Origin of the sequence: Lysinibacillus sp. NPDC056232 (genome assembly GCF_042267565.1) — a bacterium.
Classification (GTDB): Bacteria; Bacillota; Bacilli; order Bacillales_A; family Planococcaceae; genus Lysinibacillus.
The window spans coordinates 1-19,801 of record NZ_JBHJTF010000020.1; the positions used below are offsets into that span (position 1 = coordinate 1).

Sequence of the window (19,801 nt, forward strand, 5' to 3'; positions counted from 1 at the left end):
GAACCCTATTTATCAAACTGCATGATCTCTAACACAGTAATTGATAATGAGGTTGTCGAAAGACTAGTTTTATCAAAAGTTATCTTTAAAAACGTAAGATTCATAGATGTTACTTTTAGAAAAATTGATTTGACTGATGTGATATTTGAAAACTGTGATTTATCTAATTCCAGCTTTAGTGAAGGTATAATACATCGAGTTAAATTTGAAAACTGTAAATTATTAGGATTAGATTTTTTAGGAGCTAATTTAGGAAATGTTTCTTTTGAAAATTGTATTGCAAATTTATGTGACTTTTCAGAGACTCGTTTAAAACATGTACTATTCGAAAGTTCAACTCTACAGGGTGCGAACTATTATGAATGCTCATTTAATAAGGTGATATTTTCTCAAAGTGATATTAATGATGTTGACTTTTCTCAAACGTCCCTAAAAGGAATTGATATTAGTACATGTAAATTTGAAAGACTTAATGTCACCTTGGAAAGTTTGAAAGGTTGTGAAGTATCCTCGGAACAAGCGGTTGGATTTGCTTCATTGTTAGGATTAAAGGTTATAACTTGATGAAAATCAAATATTTAAAGTAAAGTTTGTATAATTTTGTGAACACCGTTTATATGTTTAAACGGTGTTTTCCTCGTTCTTGTTTACTGAATAGTTTCTTTCGATTATTCTGCATTTACCACCTTCTTTAGAAAAATCGAAAAGTTCCATTAATGCTGGAATGCAGCTTTCAAAACAACATAAAAACACCCCTAAGGATGTCTTGTGAATTAATTAAATTCATTTTCTTAGGCAAATCATTCATTCATCTTCCTATAATAATCTCATCTCGATCGCTTGATAAATGAATCTGAACCTCATCCTTCTCATAGATAGTTAAAGTACCTTCTCTAACTACCTTTTCCCAACCATTTACCCATATGATAAGACGATAACTAATCGGAATACCATTTTCATCAGAAGACATTGACCACTCATATACAGAGTTATTCTCATTTTCCTTTGTTAGTTGGGCGCTTATAGGAACAGGGAAATCACGATATTTTTCCGATAGCTCATATTTAGAATTAGCAACAATATAATAGCTAATTCCTAATAAAATAAATAATACAACAGCGAGAATAATTTTTTTATATTTCATATATAACCTCCTCGTATATAGTGGAATTAAATAGAATGGCAAATACCAATTCTTGTAGAGTGTAACGACGCTACTGCTTACACTTATACCACGAGCTATTCCTCTAATGATCAAAAAACAAAATATTTAGGTTATTTATGTTACAATTGAATAAATTTGTAAATTATAAGGAGGTTTCACAAATGAAAGAAAATAAAAGATTCGCCTTAATTGCTTCTTTATTTGCATTAATTGGTTTACCTATTATTTTTCTAACAGTATCCTTGTACACAGGTGTGTGGCGGTTTTTTATATATAGTATTGCACCTGCATTAACTGCTGGTTTAACAGGACTAATTTTTACAATGCAGGAAATCAGAAAAGATAAGCGAGTGGCTTAAAGGTTTTTGTACTACCCATAGTCCTTGGGATAAAACCTTTAGAAACGACGTTATTGTTATAATTTCACAAATACAGTATAACCTGTTGGCCAGAAAACTTCATTTACATTGGTACCAAAACTTTGAAACTTTGACCATTTCATATTGGCCTTTAAACTAATTTATCATTTTCACCATCTTGCCCTATTGTTCAGTAAGTACTATACAGATTGATTTTGGTATATTACGATATACTAGCGTTTTGAAAGGGGTACATATTTTGGATACCAACAATATATACATTAGGAAAATGACTGATAATGATTATGGTTTAATGGCAAAATGGTTGAGTACGAAAGAAGTTTTAGAATTTTATGGGGATATTAATTCACCATTTTCAATAGAACAAGTAAGGAAAAAATATGAACCACGCGTTCGTGGTGAAATCCTAGTTTTCCCCTTTATTGTTGAATTAGACGGTTCCCCAATAGGATTTATGCAATACTATAAACTTCAAGCAGAAGAACTAAAAGAATTAGGCTATTTAAATAATCAAGTGGTTTTTGGAATTGACCAATTTATCGGTATTCCAAAATTGTTTAATAAAGGCTATGGAACAATTATGGTTAGTAAATTTATTGAACTTATTATTAAAATTACTGACGCCGAAATTATAATATTAGACCCTGAAGTTTCTAACGAAAGAGCTATTAGATGTTACGAAAAATGCGGGTTTACAAAAGTTAAAAAAATTAATAATGAACGTGCTTTGTTAATGGAATTTATAAATACTAAAATCTAACTCTATCTTATCATTTGATGTACAACTTCTTTTATTTCCGAACATTCCATTGGATCCTTAGCGAATTTTAGGGATCCATTTTTGAACAATAATCTGGTCATCCAAATGGTCATTGAACCCCAATGACCATTACATTTTAAAAAGATGCAAAAGAATCGGGCATTTTGAGACCAATCAATGGTGTTGGTGGTATTCACAGGTATTAGTATGATATTTTATGCTGTTTCTTCTTTTTCAGCATTACTTCAATAATATTCTCAGAATCTTTTTGTCCTAATTTGATAGGTGTATTTTTTGCTACTCTAAATCTATAATTGTTTGGGTTATCTTTACAGTTTGGATTAGTAAAATTATTATTCATCATATTTAACGTATTGTTCAGCAAGATTCACTCTTCCTTTACGTTTCGAGATCTAACTTACCTTTACGTTTGTAGGTGCTTCCCAAAATCACCAATTCAAATAGTAAGAGGTATTAGAAATTGTTAAAACTTTTTATCTATCCTTATTGTGTTCATGTATTATTTGGACTTGTGGTCAGCTAACTCTACTATAAAAATTGTGCTTTTCTTTATTATGGTCCTCTTTATTTATGAAATAGGTGTTGAAACTGGTAAAAAGCAAAAGAACAGGATCTAACAATAAAATTTTGCCGTTTTCTTTCGATTAATCCCAAGCACCTTTTCGTTTCATCACTTCTATAATCTTACCGATCCATGATGTTATTAAAATTGTTCACTTATATTGAACAGTCCTTTCAAATTTTGAAAGGACTGTTTTCATTTCATTGAGGCAAATTATATCGAATAGTTGCAGATACACCATTTGCGAAAGAGCCACCAGAAGTTATTATTTCTACAGACAGAAGAGTGCAACTATTTATTGGGAAATTTGACGTTGTAGTTGCACAGCAATTCGGTGTGGTAGATGTACTTGGTCCTGTAATAGTTGCTATAATACCCGAAGCTATCGGGGCAGTAAAACCACAATTTGTGCTTAAATATATTTGTGCAGATGCTGTATCTCCAGCAGTTAAATTATGATCTCGTATATTAAGAGTTAAACTTGTTATAACTGCATTTTGAGGGACTACAATTGTATTTTTGATGAAAGACGCTGATGAACTCCCAACCCCAATAAAATCATTGTTTGCAACTGATTGATCTGAACTTAGGAAAACTTCCATTTGTCCTGGTCCATTCGTACCTGTTGGACCAGTAGTGCCAGTTACTCCTGTTGCTCCTGTTTTTCCTTGGGCCCCAGTTGAACCCGTTGCTCCTGTTATTCCTTGAAGTCCAGTAGAACCTGTCACTCCTGTTATCCCTTGTACTCCAGTTAAACCTGTCACTCCTGCTATTCCTTGCACTCCAGTTGATCCCGTTGCTCCTGTTATTCCTTGCGCTCCAGTCGATCCCGTTGCTCCTGTTATTCCTTGCACTCCAGTCGGACCCGTTGCTCCTGTTATCCCTTGCACCCCAGTTGAACCTGTCATTCCTGTTATTCCTTGCACTCCAGTTGATCCCGTTGCTCCTGTTATTCCTTGAATTCCAGTTGGACCCGTTGCTCCTGTTATTCCTTGTACTCCAGTCGGACCCGTTGCTCCTAGTATTCCTTGCACTCCAGTTGAACCTGCTACTCCTGGTATTCCTTGCACTCCAGTTGATCCCGTTGCTCCTGTTATTCCTTGAAATCCAGTCGGACCCGTTGCTCCTGGTATTCCTTGCACTCCAGTTGATCCCGTTGCTCCTGTTATTCCTTGCACTCCAGTCGGACCCGTTGCTCCTGTTATTCCTTGAAGTCCAGTAGAACCTGTCACTCCAGTTGATCCCGTTGCTCCTGTTATTCCCTGGGCTCCAATTCTCCCCTCTATTATTTGCAAGCCGTTTGAACCCGCCTCTATTATTAACCCTTGGAAACCTGTCGAACCAGGTAATCCTGTTTTTCCTCGATAACCTATCTCACCATCACCTGTTTCTCCTCTTAATCCTTCTTGAAAGTTATTAAAACTCATTAGATCACCCCCCTCCCTTTTTTCATAATATTTTTATTAGAATAAATGAAATAGACATAGCACTAGACTTATATAAACTTCCTTCCTCATATTGTTTAGAATCAGCTCCTAAGAAAAATTGTTCATTCACTCATCACAATAAATTGTTCAATTATTTACTCTTTTGATTCAGACATATTCTTTAATATTTCTTGTAATTAATGCTAATGTAAAAATACAAATTATTTTATTACAATTATGGGGGATACTTCGAATGATTCAGTTTGAATTACATAACGCACTATGGCTTTTCGTTATTGTTTTTATGCTTCATGATTTTGAAGAAATAATAACTGTTGAGAACTGGTCTCAGAAAACAAATTATCTAGTTAAAAACACTAATAATAAATTGAAACTACTAATTTGGAAGTTTTGGAATATCAATTCACATTCATTTGCTAAAAGAGATGTATTTATTTTTCTAGTAACTTCAAGTATTGTATTTTTAAAAGTTCAATTTATAGATGCTAATTGGACAGCAGCATTATTTATATCTTTTTTATGTTTCGTTCTCTTCCATAATCTTGTGCATATCATACAAACAATTATTTTAAAGACATATACTCCTGGTCTTTATTCAGCTGTTTTTCTTGTTACCCCTTATACAGTCTATCTTTTAACCAGGTTAATTTAATTAATTCATCCAGATAATAAACTTTGTACTGTATGGGCGATTTACGAGTTCTATGGTATTTCCATCTAACCTTACAGCACATTTCCTTTCAAATATTTACTTGACTTACCTGCGTAAATTACTAATTCGTTCAAGTTCTCTTTGATTCTAACTCCCTATATGTTTGTTCTCCTTTGTCCAAAGCTTTTTTATGAAAGTAAGATCCATACGAAAAATTACAAGGTGAATAAACATAAAATGACCAGTATCTCATTTATAAAAAGAGAGTCCTGGTCATTTTGTATATGGTCAATCCATTTTTCTACAATTCAATTACGTCTAAATGATAGAGCGACATCACGTTATTTTCATTACAAATTATTTGTGAAACTACGAAGTAAAGTCATAGATTACTTTCTTTTATTTTTCCCAAGTTTCTCGTTTCCACGTTTAAAATTCCCTGTAATTTTAGCTAACAATAACTGTACTGCTGTTTGATTGTCTTCAACTTCTTTGATTCTTGCGATAAGACGCTCGGCCTCCCTATCCTTTACAATTTTAATCTGTTTACCTTCATAATCTATTACTACCGTTCCTTTTTTCGTTATTTGATAAGCAAACGGTTCTTCGCTTAATCTGTTGCGTTCATCTATTTCGCTCACTACACCATCTCCCTAATTCTTTTCGTTTCAACTAGTATATTCAAAAAATTCTATTGGTCCACTTGTTTTCTTTTTCTTCTCAATATGTATATGGTGTATGCAATAATGATTTAATTGCAAACCGTTAGAGGTTAACTCAAACTGAGTTGTAATGGTGGCTTATCTCATACCATTGCTGCACATTTTCTTTCTTATACGAACAAGCCATTCGAGGGTATAACCCCATTCTTAGTTGAGCATGAAACGACACTGTGGCTTTTTTATTTTTCAATCTATTTTCTCAGGCTATGAACTATACAAACAACGCTATCACGACATATTAATAGAAATGTAAAGCTAATTTAGCCTTACACCTCCGAGTTTTGTAACTAAGGGTCACTCCTATCCCAAGTGACCCTTTTTATAGTTTCCTTACTCAAAATGTTCATTAATATTTAAATGACACAATTTCTGTAATAGAGCTTGTTACTTATTCTTTTGTTTTAAAGAATCTAATTTTAATTGGAGTATAATTTTAATAGCTCAGGTATTGGCAAACTATTAGCATCGTCTATTTTAATAAAATATGGTAATTGCCATTTCTGTGTTGCTATCGCTTGTTTGCTAGTGGGAGTTTCCCAACTAGGATAAACTCTAATTGCCATTTTCCCCTTTGTATTAGCGGTTTTAAGGATGTTTTGTTTTAAAAGAACCTCTTTCGGAAAAACAAATTGGCCAAAATCACCATTATCATTAAAAGTGTTTATTACCAATAAATCAGTGGCATTGTCAAATGAAAATGCTTGGTTTTTGTTAGCTTCATCCTTTTCCCAAAAAGAAACAAACTGTCCTATCTTGGTTGGTGTAATTTTTGCGACTCTAAATCTAACCAATTTAGAATTCAACTGAAATATCCCAGCCCCATAATCTGAATTTTGAGTTTCTTCACATATGTTTTTTATTGTTAAATCATTAGGTTCATAAAGTAATTCATTTACATATGTTAACGTCTTATTAAATTTATTCATAGTTATTCTCCTTATCTCATACTACGATATACTAGTATATCATCCGCGGACTTATCACCGTAATTGTTCAGTAAATATTTCTATTCCCCGATGTATTTTTATGATATGTACTTTCTAGGAATGGGGGAAGATTTTTTCAATGAGAAGCAATTCACTATCAAGGTTCAAAGCCTTTGCTAAAAAATTAAAACAAAATTTATTTGTACTTTACTTGTCTTATAAAGATTCAGGGAACCCCAAGGTATGCAAAGCTTGTGGCAATGATTATAGTTGCTTATGCTTTTAGCCCAATAGAATTAATTCCAGATTTTATTCCTATTCTAGGGTATCTTGTTGATTTGATAATTGTACCTTTGGGAATTATCTTAGCTTTAAAATTAATTCCACCACATGTGATTGAGAATCATAAAGAAGCTGCAGAAGAGTTAAAACAATCTAAAAAACCAAAAATTGGTTTGTTGGTATTCTTTTTATAATTGTTTGGATTATCTTTGCAGTTTGGATTAGTAAAATGATTATTCATCATATTCAAAGGATTGTTCAGCAAGACTTCCTAACTATGTTATCATTTTGAAATCTACCAACCCAGGTATCAGGAGGTATCAGGATGACTCTAAAGATTGTTAAAACTCTTTTATCTATCTTGTGTTCATGTATTATTTGGGCTTTTGGTCAGCTAGCACTACTCTAAAAATTGTTTTTTTCTTTATTATGATCCTCTTTATTTATGAAGTAGGTGTTGAAACTGGAAAGAGGCATAAGAACAGGGTCTAACAAGAAAATTCTATTTAATTCAAATATCCCAAAGCTAAAACTAGCACGAATGTTCGCATTCAGTTATAATTAGCTTATCTTAATATAAAAGGAGTCTTGCCTTATGAGTCAAAGAGTTGCCTATTATGATATTGCACCTGATGGTATGAAAATTATGATGGATATGGAAAAATACACTAAGAAGTCTACAATTAATCGAGCAACTAGGGAACTTATCAAAATTAGAGTCTCTCAAATTAATGGATGTGCTTACTGCATAGACATTCATACATCCGATGCTCGTAAAATGGGTGAAACCGAACAGCGTATTTATTGTTTAAATGCTTGGAATGAATGTACTTTTTATACACTTGAAGAAAAAGTTGCGCTAGAATTATCTGAACATATCACTTTAATTCCTACTAAAAGAGTTCCGGATGATCTATATAAGCGGGTCCGTGAATACTATGATGAGCAACAGTATGTTGACCTTGTTCTAATCATCAATCAGATCAACAGTTGGAATAGAATTTCTATTGCAATGGGGAATACAGCAACTGAAAAATAATAACTTTTAAACGAACATCTCAAGGTGTTCGTTTTTCTTTAGGCTGTTTTCTAAAAGATTGTTGCTATTAAAACATAAAGACAGATTAAATCTACAAAGACGAATCCAATTTGAACAATCTTTTTTCAAATTGGATTCGTCTTAATTAGATTAGAGTATTTTTTAATCAAACTTTACTTCAAAGTTACACCTGGTACATTGCATTTTCTTTCTGATACGATCTTCAAATTGTTTATTAAGTTTCAAACTTCCGATAAAAGAAAATACCTTCAATTATATACCTTTGAAAGCTTCAGTTTGTTCTTTGATTCCTTTTTCTGCAGCAAATCTCTCAATACTAGATGCACCAAAGAATCCAACAATCCCATCTACTCTTTCAATAATATAAGCAGCGTCTTCCGGTTCTGCGATTGGACCTCCATGGCAAATTGCTAATATTTCAGGATTTATAGACTTACCAGCACTAATAATTTTTTGAATTCGATCAACACAGTCATCTAAAGTTAATGCAGTTTGTGCACCAATCGTACCTTTAGTTGTTAATCCCATGTGGGCCACTAAAATATCTGCACCCGCTTCAGTCATTTTCTTTGCTTGCTCTTCATCGAAGACATATGGTGTAGTTAGTAAATCTAATTCATGTGCTTTTCTAATCATATCTACTTCTAAATCATAGCCCATTCCTGTTTCCTCTAAATTTTGACGAAAAACACCGTCAATTAAACCAACTGTAGGAAAGTTTTGAACGCCACTGAACCCTTGATCTTTCAGCTGCTTTAAGAAAACTTCCATCACTTTAAAAGGGTCAGTTCCATTAACACCAGCTAGTACTGGAGTATCCTTTACAACGGGTAATACCTCATTACCCATTTCAACAACAATCTGGTTGGCATCACCATACGATAATAATCCAGCTAAGGAACCACGACCAGCCATTCTATAACGGCCAGAATTATAGACAATTAGCATGTCGGCTCCACCGGCTTCACTACTTTTAGCTGTAATTCCTGTACCAGCACCAACACCTAACAGAATATTACCTTGTTTAATTTCTTCTTTAAAACGATTTAATATTTCTTGTCTCTGTAACATGATCGCTTTCCCTCTCTTTATTCTCTATTAATTCAATTAATTTCTTCGTTGCAGCTAATGCAAACTCTTGACTATTAATATCCGCATTGATTTCTATCATTTCCACTTTGCTTTGGTCAACATTTTTTCTTAATGTATCAAATAACATTCTGTCTTCTTCTAAACCATAGAAAGGCTGCCCTTCAACATCAAGACCTGAGAGCCCTTTTAGCGGTAAAAATAATGCTGTATTTCCATTAGCTAAAGCTAATTTTTCTGCAATTATTTCTCCTATTTGCTTGTTCTCTTCAACAGATGTGCGCATTAAAGTAACTGTTGGATTATGCTTATAAAATTTTCTACCTTTAAATTTCTCAGGAACAGAATCAAATGGACCAAAGTTAACCATATCTATTGCACCCACTGATACAACTTGAGGAATTTGTTTTTTGGAGGCTGCTTCTAAACGATTCGGTCCAGCTTTCAATACACCTCCAATTAACTCATCAGCCCATTCAGTGGTCGTTATGTCAAGGACACCATCTATAAATCCATTAGCTATTAAATTCTCCATTGTACGACCACCAACACCTGTTGCATGGAAAATTAATACTTCATATCCTTTGGCTTCTAAAAAATCTTTAGCCTGATTAATACAAGGTGTTGTCAGTCCAAACATAGTTGCAGCAATAAGAGGCTTCTTTTTCACGATCGTTTTATTGTCAAAGTTCAGCATACCTGCTATCGCAAATACTGCATTCGTAAATATTTTAGTCGAAATTATATTTAAACCAGCAACGTCTACTATCGATGGAATCATAATGATGTCACTAGTACCTACATACGGCTCCGTATTACCAGAAGCAACTGTAGAAACCATCACTTTTGGAACACCTATTGGTAATGCTCTCAAACCAGTTGATACGATAGATGACCCTCCAGTACCTCCAAAGGAAAGTACACCGTCAAATTTACCTTCTTCATACAGTTTCGGCAAAAGCACTTCCATGCCTTTTGCAAGAACTGCGGTTGCATTTGCTCGATCTCTTTTTCCTGCAATGTCCTGTATATCTTCTTCGGCTGCAGCTGCTACTTCAGCATTTGATACGTCAGGCTCAAATGCTGGGTTAAAAACACCTGTATGAATCGTGAAAGTATTGAAACCTAACGATTCAATCAACCCTTTTACATACAAATATTCTTTTCCTTTTGAATCAAATGTTCCTGCCAAAGCAATTGTTTTCATATCAACTCTCTCCCTTCTTGATCTATCAATTATTCCTCGGCATAATTGCGTCCGGAATCGGCTTGGTGCTTAGGCCTGCAGATGTTTTTTTGCGCGAAAGCGTAGCGGCAGCGGCAACAACACGAGGGCCGACACGATGTCGGTCATTTCGGTAATGCCGCATTTTACCTATGCAGGTTAGTTAACCGTTTTCGCATGGATGCGATGTCCTATGTGAACTCCTTTCCGATTCGGTGACATCCGCCGGAGGCTTTAACATCAAATAATCATTTAAGAAAGCGGTTTCATTTATACCTCCATTTCATGATAACGTTTTCTATTAGGAGAGTTAATGTGTTTTTGTTCTATAAAATTGTCTCTTTGTTATTTTTTAAATAGTTTTTAGGTGACACACCTTTATATTTTTTAAATATTTTACTAAATTGAGTATAATCCGGATAACCTACCATTTCGGCGATATTATTTAGCGGTATTTTTTCAAATCTCAGTATTTCGATTGCGCGATTAAGCCGAAACTTAATAAGATATTCAGTAAATGAAATACCCATCTCTTTTTTAAATAATGTGCTTAAATAAGAGCGAGACAAATTTAATATTTCCGCCACTTCATTCAACGAAATTTCGTCCATATAATGTAAGCTGATATACTTCTTTGTAAAATTAATATAATCATCTCGGCTACCTAAACCATCAGTAATTTTACCGATTAATTCATCCAACTGAAAGTCGTTCGTTTGCTTAAATGATTTCGTAATATGTATAAGAGCTTGTTCATTTGGAATCCTTTCAAAAACGGAACCTCCGATGTAACCCATAATAGTAGTATCATCGTACATATACTGAACATCTATTGGTTTATTAACTGGACCTCCATAAATCATGTTTATAATGTTTGGATTCAGTTCATTACATCTATTAAAAATATTTACAGCCATCCTTTTGGCAGCCTGTAAAGATAAAATCTTTTTAGCGCCTAGTGATCCCCCATTCGTTAAACCTAAGTGAACACAAATAATATCTGCACCCGCTTCTACCATACTTATAGCTTGCTCCTCGTTAAATACAAAAGCTACAGTAAACAAACCTTTTTCACTAGCGATACGAATAGCTTCTATCTCTTTTTCATATGTAATCCCTTGTTCTTCTAAAGCTTCTCTAAAAAGCCCATCTACTAGACCAATACTTGGATAATTATTAATGCCCGCAAATCCTTTTTTCTGAATTAAATCGATATAGCTATCTAATTCAATTGTTGGATCTGTTGCACATAATCCAAAACAAATAGGAATTTTTTTTATCATTGGAATGATTTCTTTACATGCAAAATCCATAACAACTTCATTACTATTTGCATACGGTAAGAAACCTGCTAATGAACTTACCCCCATTAATCTGAATCGTCCTGAATTTAGAGCTAAAATAAAATCAGCGCCACCTTGTTCTGCATATTTAGCTGTCATTCCAGAACCTGCTGCAACACCTAAAATATATCTATTTTTATTAATTTGTTTATTCATATGATTTTTTATTTCATACTTCTGATTTAATTTGTCCTCCATTTTATTTTCACCCCTACTAACATTGTTTAGTTTTCAGTTATTTAATCATTCTTCTCTTTTAGTGTAATGTATATTATCTCTTATACCAAAGCTATATCTACAGATTTCCTAACTTCAAAAAACTCGCCTAAATCTCCCATAACCTTTTTACATCGACCAATTCTTGCCCATTGAATTCCATTCTGTATATGTCTGGCTTTGTTGTATGTAATAAAAAATTCAAATCAAATCTACTATCATAAAACCCCATCATTAAAGTCATTACAGCCCCATGTGTGCCAATTACTACTTTTTGACCTTGATATGTGTATACTATTTTTTTCAAAACTTTTATAGCGCGTTTCTGGCAGTCAGCATTTGACTCGCCTCCCTCTAAAGCATAGGTTGGTTCAGAAAATGACTTTTGTAATAAAGGGAATAATTCCTTGTCAGAGATTCGCTTATCTCCCGCAATAAATATTTGCTCTTTTAGATCTTCAAATACAATGACCTCTTTTTCTATTTGTTCAGCTACTTTCTGAACAGTTAAGATCGAACGACTATACGGGCTTGAGATAACCGTATCAATGCCCTCTTTTTGTAGAATATCAGTTATTCGTTGAGCGTCTAATCTACCTTTTCCAGTTAATTCTCTCGTTCTCTCATTTCCGTCTTTTGGTGAATCCCCATGACGTACCATATATATGAATGTTTTCATAATGCCTCCTAAAATCGAATTTTTGACCTAAACCATTTTTGTGACGAAGTTAAAAATCCATATTGCTCTGAAGAACTTCTACTGTTCATCTTCTGAAATCGGTAAGACTGTAGAATATTTAACTTCTCGTAAAGATAAATTCGTTTGAATACGGGATATGCCCATTCTATTTAATTTTCTAATAAAGCTATCTAATTCTTTTCGATCTCTAATAATGACCTTTAAAAGATAATCATACTCTCCTGTTAAACAATGACATTCTAATATTTCGGTCATTGTTTTCAAAGTATTTTCCAACGCTTCTAATTCCTTAGCTTGATGAATATTGGTACTCATGAAAACATAGCACAGTAAATCGAATCCCAGTTTCTCAGGATTTAAAATCGCTACTTGTTTGTCAATAAATCCTTCACTTTCTAAACGTTTTATCCTTGTATGGGTTGCCGGCGGAGACAAATTTACACGTCTCGCTATTTCTGCATTACTTATCTGAACCTCTCTCTGCAAAATATCTAGTATTTGAGTATCAACACTATCTAATAATTTTCTTTCAACATCTCTCATGCAATTTTCTCTCCTTTTTTTATTCGAAATTATAGCCACATTCGACAGCTATTATTAATTTTATTCTGCAAAATTCCATTTTTCTTTCTATTGTTTTGATTTTCATTAACCTTACAAAATATTATACTGTCAAAAAAGCAAAAGTGTTATGATTCTTTTATTAAATGTAACTTGATTGTACGTAAGACAATCAAAGGAGAGATAGTGATTTGACGAATGTCTATGTTTTATTAATGCTTGTAACTAGTATACTTTGGGGTGGCAATTTTGTAGTGGCCAAATCTCTTGTGGATCATGCCTCTCCCTTAACATTGACGAGCTTAAGGTGGCTCATTGCCATTGCGGCCCTTCTTCCAATGGTATGGTGGAAAGAGAAAAAACTGCTTCCCTCTCGAGCTGCCCTTCTCCCTTTATTTTTAATGGGCATAACAGGTGTGGTATTGTTCAATATCTTTCAATTTTTAGCATTAGAAAGAACTACGTCGACGAATGTTGGTCTCATTTCAACATTAAATACCATTTCTATTGCGTTTTTTTCATTTGTTTTTCTAAAAGAAAAGATAAATAGATTTCAGGTACTTTCATTGTTATTTTCGTTATTTGGTGTTCTTCTCGTACTGTCAAAGGGGAATATCAAGTTATTATTGTCTTTTCATTTTAATTTAGGTGATTTATGGATGATTGCAGCTGTATGTGTATGGGGAATTTATTCCGTTTGTAGTAAATGGGCATTAAAAACTACCTCGCCACTAATGTCTACTTTGTATTCAGGAATATTTGGACTTCTTATCCTATTGCCGTTTAATCTTAAGGATTTTACCATTTCCAATGTGAATCATTCTTTTATACTATCGCTTTTATATACAGGGCTTATTTCCACTGTTGTTTGTATGGTACTGTGGAGCATTGGTATTCAAAAATTAGGGGCAACAACATCCGGTGTTTTCCTTAATTTTAATCCGATTTTCACGGCACTTTTAGCGTTTTTATTTTTAGGAGAAAGCATCTCTTGGACTCAAGGGATTGGGGGATTGATTGTTATTATAGGCTGTTATTTATTTTCACATTTTAAGTCAAACACAAACTATTTGAATACGTCCCTTTCAAGTGAAAAAATGTCAACAAAATTTGTTGACACTCGTAAATTACAGTGAATTATATTTTTTCACTTGTAAAGGAATAGATAATACATATAAATCTACAGCATATGTAGTAATCGTAATCCCTTTACCTTCTTCAGTAAATTTTGCTTGAAGAAAACGTTCCGAAACTTTTCTTTTCCCCCATCTTTTAGGGAACCATTCAAATCCTAACAACATAAAATTTATCACCCTTTATTATTTTATTTTATAAGACCAAGACGCATTTTGAACTGCATCCCAGTAAGTACGAACTAACAATTGGGAGGCAGTTTATTTTATGAGCGCCTTTTAAAAAGATCTCGTATTTTTTGGGAATTATTTTCATTTTAAAATAAAGTTTAATAAATTTCAAAAAGGATTTGGCGCTTAATCATTTTATGAATGTTCACCTTCTTGTTGATAATGAAGCTATTCCTTTCTCCTTTTGTCTTAGTGCATGGTTTATACTTTATAGAAGATGTATAATGAGTCCTAACCAATGTTCTGCTATTGAAACTTTAGTGGCAGAAAATAAATTGTACGAGGTGAATCAAAGATGGGAAATTGTTGTAGTAGCCCTAAAAAAAATAGTAATGAAAACACGATTATTTGTCCTTCTTGCAAAAATAAAGCTAAAAACATACAACTAATAACAATAAAATCAATGATTAAACCATCTGTATTAGGATCAATAAATGCTATGGAAAATCACTATTTTTGTTCTACCAAAGATTGTCATGTCGTTTATTTTGATACGAGTAATAAGGAGTACACTCTTCCTGATATAAAGGTAACTGTGCATCAAAAGGATGACACATTCAGTACACCGGTTTGTTATTGTTTTGATTGGACGAAAGACAAAATTAAACACTATGTTGAAAATGAACTGACGCCTAATCCGTTAGACCATATTCGTGCAAATATAAAAGAAAACCGTTGTGGCTGCGAGGTAAACAATCCTCAAGGTAGTTGTTGTTTAGGGAATGTTACGAAATACATTAAAGGTCTAGCCTAAATAGGAATAAAAAGAGGTCCTAAAATCCTGGTAAAACAGGTGTTTTAGGACCATTTTATTGATCGTAAAATTGCTAATTTATCCTCCCTTCACAACAGTTTAATCTACCAATTGATTAAACTTTTCTGTAGGGAAATCTACTCCTAATTCCTCCATTTGTTTTTTGGCTTTCTCAATTAATTTTGTTGCCTCTTTTTTAGTTTCATCATCCAAATTCGCGAATCTTCCGCCTTTTTCATTATGGGTTGGAAGGGTTACTCCAAGGTCTTTTAGTTGTTTATTCGCTTCTTCCTGAGTTAAAGAACCCTCTTTAACTTGTTTCATAATTTCCTGTACCTTTGTTTTTGTTTCAGCATCTATATTCGCAAATTTATCGCCTTTTTCATTATGGATTGGAAGGGATACTCCAAGGTCTTTCAGTTTTGTATTCACTTCCTCCTGAGTTAAAGAACCCTCTTTAACTTGTTTCATAATTTCTTGTACCTTTGTTTTTGTTTCAGCATCTAAATTCGCGAATTTATCGCCTTTTTCAATATGGGTTGGAAGAGATATACCAAGGTCTTTCAGTTTTGTATTCGCTTCCTTCTGGGTAAATGCACCGTCTTTAAGTTGTTTCATAATTTCTTGTACTTGTGTTTTTGTTGCGTCATCTAAATTCGCGAATTTATCGCCTTTTTCATTATGCTTTGAAGATAATGACACCCCTAAGTTAGCTAATTCATTCCTTAGATTATTTAAAATTTCATCAACTTTTTGTTGTGTTTCAGCATCCAAATTTTTGTATTTATCTACATTTACTGTTTCCTTTTGATTTGTAGCTGCGAGAGTTGGGATTGTTGTACCGCCAAATATCCCTAGTGATAAGGCTCCTGTCATAGCATAAATCGAAATTTTACTTCTTATTTTCATTCTTATTCACTCCTTGAATTAGTGTAACGAGGTATTTACCCCTAAACTTAGATTTAACTAAGCTGTATCTACACTATATCGACGAAATGTGTCAGCAGGATGTCAAAGGACAGAAACTTTATAAAACGTATTATAAGTCAATTCCACAAAAGCCCTTCTACGCAAAAATACTAAAAATTATGTTTCGTAAAAGCCATTTTTATTGAAATCGCACCATTTTTGTATCTTCTCTACTGAATGTACTTGCAGATGATTCATAATTTCTTTTGCAAATTCCAATGTAGCAGTCCCGTTTGCTGTTATGTAATCATCAGCGTTGACACATTGTTTCTATAACGGAATATTCCTATTAAGATGACTTTCGATATCTTTACCCTATTTGTTCAGTCTGCGTTTTTTTCCAATAAGTGTTTGGTCCATTACATGTTAAAGTTGCATGTTTCGGTACCTGTTTCATAATTAGAAGAAGATTTAGTAAATCAACTGACGATCCCATTGCGTTTAATATGACCAAGAACTTTAATGTCGTTGTTAATAGTCCAAATACACTTAAAATTAGTGGCAAAATTATTGAAAGTATTATAAAAGGAGCAACCGTAATGAAGATATATCTTGATTTTGAAATCTCTTCTTCCGTAATGACAAAAGCCCCGAACAGAGTAAGCCCTACAGAAGTTTTTTCTGATTTCATAAAATTAGGAATGAACATCACATGAAGTAATTCGTGAATGATCATTAATAAGACTAGCCACAAAATAATACTAAAGTTAATGGTTAAAGTTATTGCACCAGATGAAAATCCAAAATCACTCAAAAAAATACTGGAGAAAATATTTATTACCCCAATAGAAATCATTGAAGCGATAATCATTAAAGGGATCGATAACAATATAGCACTTATTAAATTCTTAGGTTCTTTCATCGGAATCCAACCATTTTTAATTAATTCTACATGTAAGTTTGGGTCACTTTTGGGTAATTTGTTTAGTAATTTCATTAAACCCCTCCATTACGATCTATTGATTTTTAACAATTTCACTTAATTGAAATATGCCTTCTTTAATTTTATCGAGCGAAGCATACCCGTAGGAGATTCGTATAAATAATCCTGATTTTTCGGCATAAATACTACCAGGATTTAGAAGAATATTATTGGATAATGCTTTCTCAAATAGCCTTTTCACTTTAAATTCAGGCTTTATTTTAACCCATATGAACAATCCACCTTTTGGGATGTCCCACGTAGCGTATGGACTCAAGTATTTTTCCAGTGCATCTAAAGCAACTTTTCTACGAATTTTAAGTTGTTCTCTTACTTTATCAAGGTGATCATCATAGAGATTACTTGATAACCACTCTGCTGCCACAAGCTGGGAAAGAGTACTTGATCCATAATCGGATTGCATTTTTAAATCTGCTAATCGATTAATGACTGACTCCGAACCAACTACCCACCCAATTCGTAATCCTGGACTAAGGGTTTTGGATAAACTTCCAACATACAATACATTTCCATAATGATCCATTGCTTTCAGTGGCTTAGGTGGTGGATTGTCAATCCATAAATCACGGTACACATCATCTTCTATAACTGGCAGTTGCTCTCTTTCACAGTATGCAATTAATTTCTCTCGTCTCTCTTCTTGCATTAAGGCACCTGTTGGATTGTGGAAGGTAGGAATCGTATATAAAATATTCTTTCCTTTTTCATTTATTGGATAGATGGAATCTATGATGATCCCCTCATTGTCCATCGTTAACCCTTGCAACTCCATCCCCGCAGACTCAAATACTGTCAATGAGTAAAGGTAGGACGGCATTTCTAACAATACCGTTGAACCTCTTTTCAGGAGTCCAATTGAAATTAGATGTACAGCTTGGAGCGCACCAGAAACGACAAGGATTGACGACGGAGATGCTTCAATTCCTCTTACCTTCAAATAATCACTAATGGCTTGGCGTAATTTTATATTTCCTTTTGGCTCTTCATAGCCAAAAGTGGTCAATTGATTCGAAACCTTTTGAACAACGGATTTCATCTCTTCTAAAGGGAACATCTCTGGTGATAACTCCCCTTTACTCAATTGAATTAGATTCGCATTCGATTCCGCTTCGTTAATCTCCTGAACCATAGAAACGCTAGGTTTATGAATGCCTAAAGTGACATTTTCATTCCAGTTCGTCGAGGATTTTGCCCCCATCAAAGTCCACGTATTATTGGTGACAACAGTTTCCTTCCCTGCTTTGCCTTCAATGAGTCCTTCTGCCATTAGTTCCTCTAATGCGGTTATGACTGTACTACGGTTAACCTCAAACAGGTTTGCCAGATTACGTTGACTCGGTATAGGACTGCCGATCGCCCACTCCCCCTTCGCAATTTTCTCTTTTATAAAATCAATAATCAATTGGTATTTTGGCTTTTTCATATGTACTCCTTATTGTTCAATTATGCCTTGGCATAATTGTGTCCGGAATCGGCTTTGTGCTTGCACAAAGAACTCTTTTCCGATTCCGTGACATCCGCCGGAGGCTTTAACTTATTTTAGCGGTTGTTTGATACCCGCTGAAATAAGTTAAACTGGTTGGTTATTTTCATTTTAACCTGTTGGAGAAATTTTACCAAAATCCTATTAATATTGAAAACATAAATTTAATTGGTTGGATAAAGAGGTGTATTCATGTTAAAAACATTAGATCTTAAGATTATTTCAGCTCATTTCATAACAATCCTTTTATGGGCATCTGCTTTTCCAGGAATACGAGTGGCATTGACGGCATATTCGCCTGAGCATATTTCACTTTTACGATTATTAGTCGGCTCATTTATATTAATAATCATAGCAGTTATCAAAAAAACTCCTTTACCTGCGTTAAAAGATATCCCCATTATTTTATTACTTGGCTTTTTAGGTTTCACCGTGTATCAAGTAGCACTAAATTACGGAGAGCAAACGATTAGTGCGGGGGTTGCAAGTTTACTTGTTTCCACAACCCCTATATTCACCGCCTTGTTAGCTGTATTCTTTTATCGTGAGAAGCTTGGATTATGGGGATGGGTAGGTTCACTTGTTGGTTTTTGTGGTGTAGCATTTATTTCTGTAGGAGGTTCAACTGAAGACTTTGCTTTTAATACTGGGATTATCCTAGTTTTAGTAGCATCTCTTTCCGAAAGTATATACTTTGTTTTTCAACGTCGTTATCTAGAAAAATACGGGGCTCTTCCCTTCACGATGTACGCAATTTGGTCAGGTACTATTTTTATGTTACTATTCTCGCCAGGCCTACGTGAAGCCATTATGGATGCGCCGTTAAATGCAACATTCGTCACTTTGTATCTTGGCATTTTCCCAACAATCATTCCCTATTTTATGCTAGCCTATGTTACATCACGAACAGGAGCAGCTGAAGCTACGAGTACACTTTATTTAACTTCTGTTTTTGCATTTCTTATCGCATGGATCTGGCTTGGTGAGGTACCACATTTTTCTGCCATTACAGGTGGCTTGATTACTTTAGTAGGTGTATTTATTGCAAACATAAAGAAAGAAGATATTTTGAAAGAAGATAAGAATGCTCAGAGTTTAAACTAACTGGCTCGATTGAATAATTGCTTCATTGATCTTTACAGACTGTTGACAACAGGAATTAGTGTAGTTATCGTT

General features: G+C 33.9%; 23 protein-coding genes. 9 read left to right on the forward strand and 14 right to left on the reverse strand.

Translation table 11 applies throughout. The annotated features are described in order from the left end of the window. The coding region (locus ACFCYJ_RS15130; protein WP_376074760.1) for a pentapeptide repeat-containing protein at nucleotides 1-564 on the forward strand (564 nt) is incomplete at its 5' end. A gap of 244 nt (nucleotides 565-808) precedes the next feature. Here the strand turns inward: ACFCYJ_RS15130 and ACFCYJ_RS15135 are convergent. Continuing rightward, entirely contained in the window at nucleotides 809-1,144 is a 336-nt protein-coding gene (locus ACFCYJ_RS15135; protein ID WP_376074761.1) for a hypothetical protein, read from the reverse strand. A gap of 182 nt (nucleotides 1,145-1,326) precedes the next feature. On the opposite strand from ACFCYJ_RS15135, the gene ACFCYJ_RS15140 reads away from it, so the two are divergent. Together ACFCYJ_RS15140 and ACFCYJ_RS15145 are read left to right on the forward strand one after the other, a co-directional pair. Then, complete coding sequence (locus ACFCYJ_RS15140; RefSeq protein ID WP_376074762.1) at nucleotides 1,327-1,524, forward strand: hypothetical protein; 198 nt, start codon at nucleotides 1,327-1,329, stop codon at nucleotides 1,522-1,524. Between the two features lie 259 nt (nucleotides 1,525-1,783). After that, on the forward strand, nucleotides 1,784-2,305 hold the full coding sequence (locus ACFCYJ_RS15145) for a GNAT family N-acetyltransferase (RefSeq protein ID WP_376074763.1): 522 nt from the start codon (nucleotides 1,784-1,786) through the stop codon (nucleotides 2,303-2,305). Nucleotides 2,306-2,507: 202 nt separating this feature from the next. On the opposite strand, the gene ACFCYJ_RS15150 is transcribed toward ACFCYJ_RS15145, so the two are convergent. Together ACFCYJ_RS15150 and ACFCYJ_RS15155 are read right to left on the reverse strand one after the other, a co-directional pair. Then, nucleotides 2,508-2,690 carry a hypothetical protein gene (locus ACFCYJ_RS15150; RefSeq protein WP_376074764.1) on the reverse strand — a complete coding sequence of 61 codons (183 nt, stop codon included), beginning with the start codon at nucleotides 2,688-2,690 and terminating at the stop codon, nucleotides 2,508-2,510. Between the two features lie 398 nt (nucleotides 2,691-3,088). Then, nucleotides 3,089-4,315 (reverse strand): collagen-like protein, encoded by a 1,227-nt coding sequence (locus tag ACFCYJ_RS15155; RefSeq protein ID WP_376074765.1) that lies wholly within the window; start codon nucleotides 4,313-4,315, stop codon nucleotides 3,089-3,091. A 253-nt stretch (nucleotides 4,316-4,568) separates the two neighbouring features. On the opposite strand from ACFCYJ_RS15155, the gene ACFCYJ_RS15160 reads away from it, so the two are divergent. Next, nucleotides 4,569-4,988 carry an HXXEE domain-containing protein gene (locus ACFCYJ_RS15160; protein WP_376074766.1) on the forward strand — a complete coding sequence of 140 codons (420 nt, stop codon included), beginning with the start codon at nucleotides 4,569-4,571 and terminating at the stop codon, nucleotides 4,986-4,988. 389 nt (nucleotides 4,989-5,377) lie between these two features. Here ACFCYJ_RS15160 and ACFCYJ_RS15165 read toward each other — a convergent pair whose 3' ends face one another. Both ACFCYJ_RS15165 and ACFCYJ_RS15170 read right to left on the reverse strand, forming a co-directional pair. Beyond that, on the reverse strand, nucleotides 5,378-5,629 hold the full coding sequence (locus ACFCYJ_RS15165) for a hypothetical protein (RefSeq protein ID WP_376074767.1): 252 nt from the start codon (nucleotides 5,627-5,629) through the stop codon (nucleotides 5,378-5,380). Between the two features lie 497 nt (nucleotides 5,630-6,126). After that, a complete protein-coding gene (locus tag ACFCYJ_RS15170) occupies nucleotides 6,127-6,636 on the reverse strand; it encodes a MepB family protein (protein WP_376074768.1) in 510 nt (169 codons plus the stop codon). A gap of 260 nt (nucleotides 6,637-6,896) precedes the next feature. Here ACFCYJ_RS15170 and ACFCYJ_RS15175 point away from each other — a divergent pair, with 260 nt between their 5' ends. Both ACFCYJ_RS15175 and ACFCYJ_RS15180 read left to right on the forward strand, forming a co-directional pair. Beyond that, nucleotides 6,897-7,112 carry a YkvA family protein gene (locus ACFCYJ_RS15175; protein WP_376074851.1) on the forward strand — a complete coding sequence of 72 codons (216 nt, stop codon included), beginning with the start codon at nucleotides 6,897-6,899 and terminating at the stop codon, nucleotides 7,110-7,112. A 401-nt stretch (nucleotides 7,113-7,513) separates the two neighbouring features. Next, nucleotides 7,514-7,957: a carboxymuconolactone decarboxylase family protein gene (locus tag ACFCYJ_RS15180; RefSeq protein ID WP_376074769.1), complete on the forward strand. Its 444-nt coding sequence runs from the start codon at nucleotides 7,514-7,516 to the stop codon at nucleotides 7,955-7,957. A gap of 273 nt (nucleotides 7,958-8,230) precedes the next feature. Here ACFCYJ_RS15180 and ACFCYJ_RS15185 read toward each other — a convergent pair whose 3' ends face one another. The 5 genes from ACFCYJ_RS15185 to ACFCYJ_RS15205 all read right to left on the reverse strand — a co-directional run bounded on the left by ACFCYJ_RS15185 (nucleotide 8,231) and on the right by ACFCYJ_RS15205 (nucleotide 13,094). Beyond that, nucleotides 8,231-9,049: a phosphoenolpyruvate hydrolase family protein gene (locus ACFCYJ_RS15185; protein WP_376074770.1), complete on the reverse strand. Its 819-nt coding sequence runs from the start codon at nucleotides 9,047-9,049 to the stop codon at nucleotides 8,231-8,233. Beyond that, nucleotides 9,015-10,274 carry a Tm-1-like ATP-binding domain-containing protein gene (locus ACFCYJ_RS15190; protein ID WP_376074771.1) on the reverse strand — a complete coding sequence of 420 codons (1,260 nt, stop codon included), beginning with the start codon at nucleotides 10,272-10,274 and terminating at the stop codon, nucleotides 9,015-9,017. Before ACFCYJ_RS15190 ends, ACFCYJ_RS15185 begins: the two co-directional genes overlap by 35 nt. 344 nt (nucleotides 10,275-10,618) lie before the next feature. Beyond that, nucleotides 10,619-11,833 (reverse strand): phosphoenolpyruvate hydrolase family protein, encoded by a 1,215-nt coding sequence (locus tag ACFCYJ_RS15195; protein ID WP_376074772.1) that lies wholly within the window; start codon nucleotides 11,831-11,833, stop codon nucleotides 10,619-10,621. A 127-nt stretch (nucleotides 11,834-11,960) separates the two neighbouring features. Continuing rightward, nucleotides 11,961-12,530, reverse strand: coding sequence for a histidine phosphatase family protein (locus ACFCYJ_RS15200; protein ID WP_376074773.1), 570 nt, complete (start codon nucleotides 12,528-12,530; stop codon nucleotides 11,961-11,963). 78 nt (nucleotides 12,531-12,608) lie between these two features. Further along, entirely contained in the window at nucleotides 12,609-13,094 is a 486-nt protein-coding gene (locus tag ACFCYJ_RS15205; protein WP_376074774.1) for an Lrp/AsnC family transcriptional regulator, read from the reverse strand. 233 nt (nucleotides 13,095-13,327) lie between these two features. Between ACFCYJ_RS15205 and ACFCYJ_RS15210 the strand changes: the two genes are divergently transcribed. Then, the gene (locus ACFCYJ_RS15210; protein ID WP_376074852.1) at nucleotides 13,328-14,248 is read left to right on the forward strand and encodes a DMT family transporter; all 921 of its coding nucleotides are present in this window, start codon (nucleotides 13,328-13,330) and stop codon (nucleotides 14,246-14,248) included. On the opposite strand, the gene ACFCYJ_RS15215 is transcribed toward ACFCYJ_RS15210, so the two are convergent. Beyond that, nucleotides 14,240-14,413: a hypothetical protein gene (locus tag ACFCYJ_RS15215; protein ID WP_376074775.1), complete on the reverse strand. Its 174-nt coding sequence runs from the start codon at nucleotides 14,411-14,413 to the stop codon at nucleotides 14,240-14,242. The two genes, ACFCYJ_RS15210 and ACFCYJ_RS15215, sit on opposite strands and share 9 nt — an antisense overlap. A gap of 358 nt (nucleotides 14,414-14,771) precedes the next feature. Between ACFCYJ_RS15215 and ACFCYJ_RS15220 the strand changes: the two genes are divergently transcribed. Further along, nucleotides 14,772-15,230 (forward strand): putative iron-sulfur cluster-binding metallochaperone, encoded by a 459-nt coding sequence (locus tag ACFCYJ_RS15220; RefSeq protein ID WP_376074776.1) that lies wholly within the window; start codon nucleotides 14,772-14,774, stop codon nucleotides 15,228-15,230. Between the two features lie 99 nt (nucleotides 15,231-15,329). Here the strand turns inward: ACFCYJ_RS15220 and ACFCYJ_RS15225 are convergent, their stop codons facing one another. The 3 genes from ACFCYJ_RS15225 to ACFCYJ_RS15235 all read right to left on the reverse strand — a co-directional run bounded on the left by ACFCYJ_RS15225 (nucleotide 15,330) and on the right by ACFCYJ_RS15235 (nucleotide 18,565). Continuing rightward, complete coding sequence (locus tag ACFCYJ_RS15225) at nucleotides 15,330-16,139, reverse strand: hypothetical protein (RefSeq protein ID WP_376074777.1); 810 nt, start codon at nucleotides 16,137-16,139, stop codon at nucleotides 15,330-15,332. Between the two features lie 370 nt (nucleotides 16,140-16,509). Continuing rightward, nucleotides 16,510-17,136 (reverse strand): DUF3267 domain-containing protein, encoded by a 627-nt coding sequence (locus tag ACFCYJ_RS15230; RefSeq protein ID WP_376074778.1) that lies wholly within the window; start codon nucleotides 17,134-17,136, stop codon nucleotides 16,510-16,512. 19 nt (nucleotides 17,137-17,155) lie between these two features. Next, nucleotides 17,156-18,565 carry an aminotransferase-like domain-containing protein gene (locus ACFCYJ_RS15235; protein ID WP_376074779.1) on the reverse strand — a complete coding sequence of 470 codons (1,410 nt, stop codon included), beginning with the start codon at nucleotides 18,563-18,565 and terminating at the stop codon, nucleotides 17,156-17,158. 252 nt (nucleotides 18,566-18,817) lie between these two features. On the opposite strand from ACFCYJ_RS15235, the gene ACFCYJ_RS15240 reads away from it, so the two are divergent. Further along, nucleotides 18,818-19,729: a DMT family transporter gene (locus ACFCYJ_RS15240; protein ID WP_376074780.1), complete on the forward strand. Its 912-nt coding sequence runs from the start codon at nucleotides 18,818-18,820 to the stop codon at nucleotides 19,727-19,729. Nucleotides 19,730-19,801: the final 72 nt, after the last annotated feature.